Raw genomic sequence first — 2,447 nt, 5'->3', positions numbered from 1 at the left:
GTCGGAGTCGGGTAGTTTACTAGCTCAAACGACCCTACTCCCTACAACCAGTCGCGTAGCTCTGAGCTGGGGATCTCACGGCGCTCCCCGGTAACCGTGAGAAAAATCGTGAGAAAAATAATGAGCGGTTTTGATTCCTGTCTTTCCCTCTTCTTGAGAGAGAGAACTCAGATGGGATCCCTGTGGGCTAAGGGGCTTGTTGTTGACTTTGAACAGGAGGGATCCGGCGCAAATTCAAAAGCACCATTGCGCTAAGGGGGCGCGTGTTGGCCAGTAGCCCCACGATCAGCAGCAGCCAACTGTTCAAGGTAGTATTGTCCAGCAGCCAACCCATCAACAGAGCCGATCCTGCCCCTTCGGCAACTGCCGCCAAGATCCAAGCCCGGCTACCTTTCCAGCGCTGAGACCACAAGGCCCATTGCAGCCCACCAACGCCGACCCCCACCAGCAAACCGCGCAGCGCATCTCCCATTGCCTGCAAGACATTTTGGAGCCAGGGATCCGTCGGGTTAAAAGCAGAGGTTGCCACCCCCACCTGGGGAGCGAGGAAATCCGCCGCCGCCCAGCCCAAAGCCGTGGCCAGCAAAGTTGCAGCCACCCATCCCACCGAAACCTGCCGCCGCAACACCAGCCACTGCAGCAGCCCCATCAGCAAGCCAAGGCCGGCTCCAGCCACCGCTTCTTGTAGTGATCCCAAAGCCGCCAGCAGAGGCGCTGATGCCCCCAGCCCCAGGTAGCCGATCCCAGCCGCCCCCAAATTGGCCAAGAGCCAACTCAACGCCGACCCTTTGCCCAGGCGGGGTGCATTCAGGGGTGCATCCAACAGATGAGAGCCGGACTTGCTGTTGACATGTTCCTGCCCAACCTTCTGTTCCACCTCGCGCAGCCCCTGTTCCGCTGAAGGGTTACCCGGCTCCAGCCGCAGCACCCCTTGATAGTCCATCTGGGCAAGGCCCCAATGCCCCTGTCGTTGGTGGGCCAGGCCGCGGTAGAGATAGTAGCGGGCTTCGTTGGGGGCGCTCTGGATCAGCTCGTTGAGCAAATGGACGGCCATCTTGTACTCGCCTGCCTCGATCAGACTGACCGCCTGCTGGAGCTTTTCTTCCTCAACTGGGGCAGTTCGGGGCTGTTGGGAAGTCGGCTGGCCAAATCCGGTCGGGATCCGCGGGGGGCGAACACCTTGAGGTGAACGAGAGGAATTTGAGGGGACGAACGGGTCAGGAGGGGCAACCTTGTTTCCATAGACAGCCTGTAGCTGCTGGCCGAGCACTTCCATGTTGGCCGGGCGGAGGGCAGGGTCTTTCTCTAGGCACTGGAGGACAACCTTCTCCAGGGCAGCGGGGATGGGGTGGGCTAGCTTGTGGTCTTGGAAGGGGCGGGGCTTTTGAAAGTTGTGGACGTGGTACCAGCCTTGCAAGGTGTCGGTATCCGGCTCGAAGGGCAACGCACCAGTTAACAGCTCGTACAGCACCACCCCCAGGGAATAGATGTCGGAGCGGCCATCCAGCTTTTCTCCGCGCATTTGCTCGGGCGAGGCATAGACCATCGTGCCCAAAAAATAGCCCGTCTGCGTCAGGCCACGAGAGGTCTCCCCCATGAGCTTGGAAATGCCGAAGTCCAGGATCTTGACCCGCTCTTTCCCATCGGGCCCTTTCTGCACAAAGATGTTGCTGGGTTTAATGTCGCGGTGGATGACGCCGCGAATGGAGTGCTTGCCCAGATCCATCTGAAAGTTGTGGGCGTGGTGCAGGGCAGAGCAAATCTGCAGAGCCAAGTTCACCACCCGCTCTGGGTGCAGGGGGCCTTCCCGAGCCAGCACATAGTCCAACCCCTGGCCGCTGTAGGGTTTGGCGTTCAGGTACTCCATCACCAGGTAGGGCTGGTTTTGGTACAGGCCGTAAGAGCGCACCTGCACGATGTTGGGGTGCTCGCCCAATAGAGCGCTGACCCTGGCCTCATCCATGAAGCGTTGCTGCAGTTGCTGGTAGTACTCTGGGCCCATGTCCGGGGGCGGCGGGCGCAACAACTTGACGGCCACCAGCTCGTCATTGAGCTGGGTATCCACCGCCTCGAACACATTGCCGTAGCCACCCTCGCTGATGTGGCGGGTCAGCCGGTAGCGGTTGCCAATCAGTTGTCCAATCAGGCGCTGGTTCATGGAGGAGGGTGGCCAGCTGGGGAGTTTACCTATGATTTGATTCTATTCAGCTTATGGGCCTAGAACCTGCTTGTGAGGGATCCGCTGCCATTGCGACCCCTTTTCCACCCCAAAAGCCAGGGATCCCGCTAGGATTGGGGCATGAGTGCTCCTTCTGCAACTGCTGCTCTATCCCCTTTCTGGCTGGAGGTTACCGAGTTTGCCTTGCAGGCTACGGCCAGCGTGGGATCCCAGCTCTTGGCAGACTTTGGCCAGGCCCACCCTACGGTTCGCGCCAGCGGGACGGAGT

1 protein-coding gene is annotated in these 2,447 nt (G+C 60.0%); it reads right to left on the bottom strand.

What is annotated here, in order from left to right:
- Positions 1-187: 187 nt before the first annotated feature.
- Positions 188-2,158: a protein kinase domain-containing protein gene (locus NW819_RS12550; protein ID WP_414413948.1), complete on the bottom strand. Its 1,971-nt coding sequence runs from the start codon at positions 2,156-2,158 to the stop codon at positions 188-190.
- Positions 2,159-2,447 lie beyond the last annotated feature (289 nt).

Source organism: Synechococcus sp. R8-2 (genome assembly GCF_047461715.1).
In the GTDB taxonomy this organism is placed as follows: Bacteria; Cyanobacteriota; Cyanobacteriia; order Thermostichales; family Thermostichaceae; genus Thermostichus.
The sequence above is the reverse complement of the archived record's forward strand: the minus strand, read 5'-3'. Positions and strand labels throughout refer to the sequence as shown.

Bases quoted from the DNA above. Each gene is read 5' to 3' on its own strand.
- NW819_RS12550 (WP_414413948.1), bottom strand. From the start codon at position 2,158: ATGAACCAGCGCCTGATTGGACAACTGATTGGCAACCGCTACCGGCTG.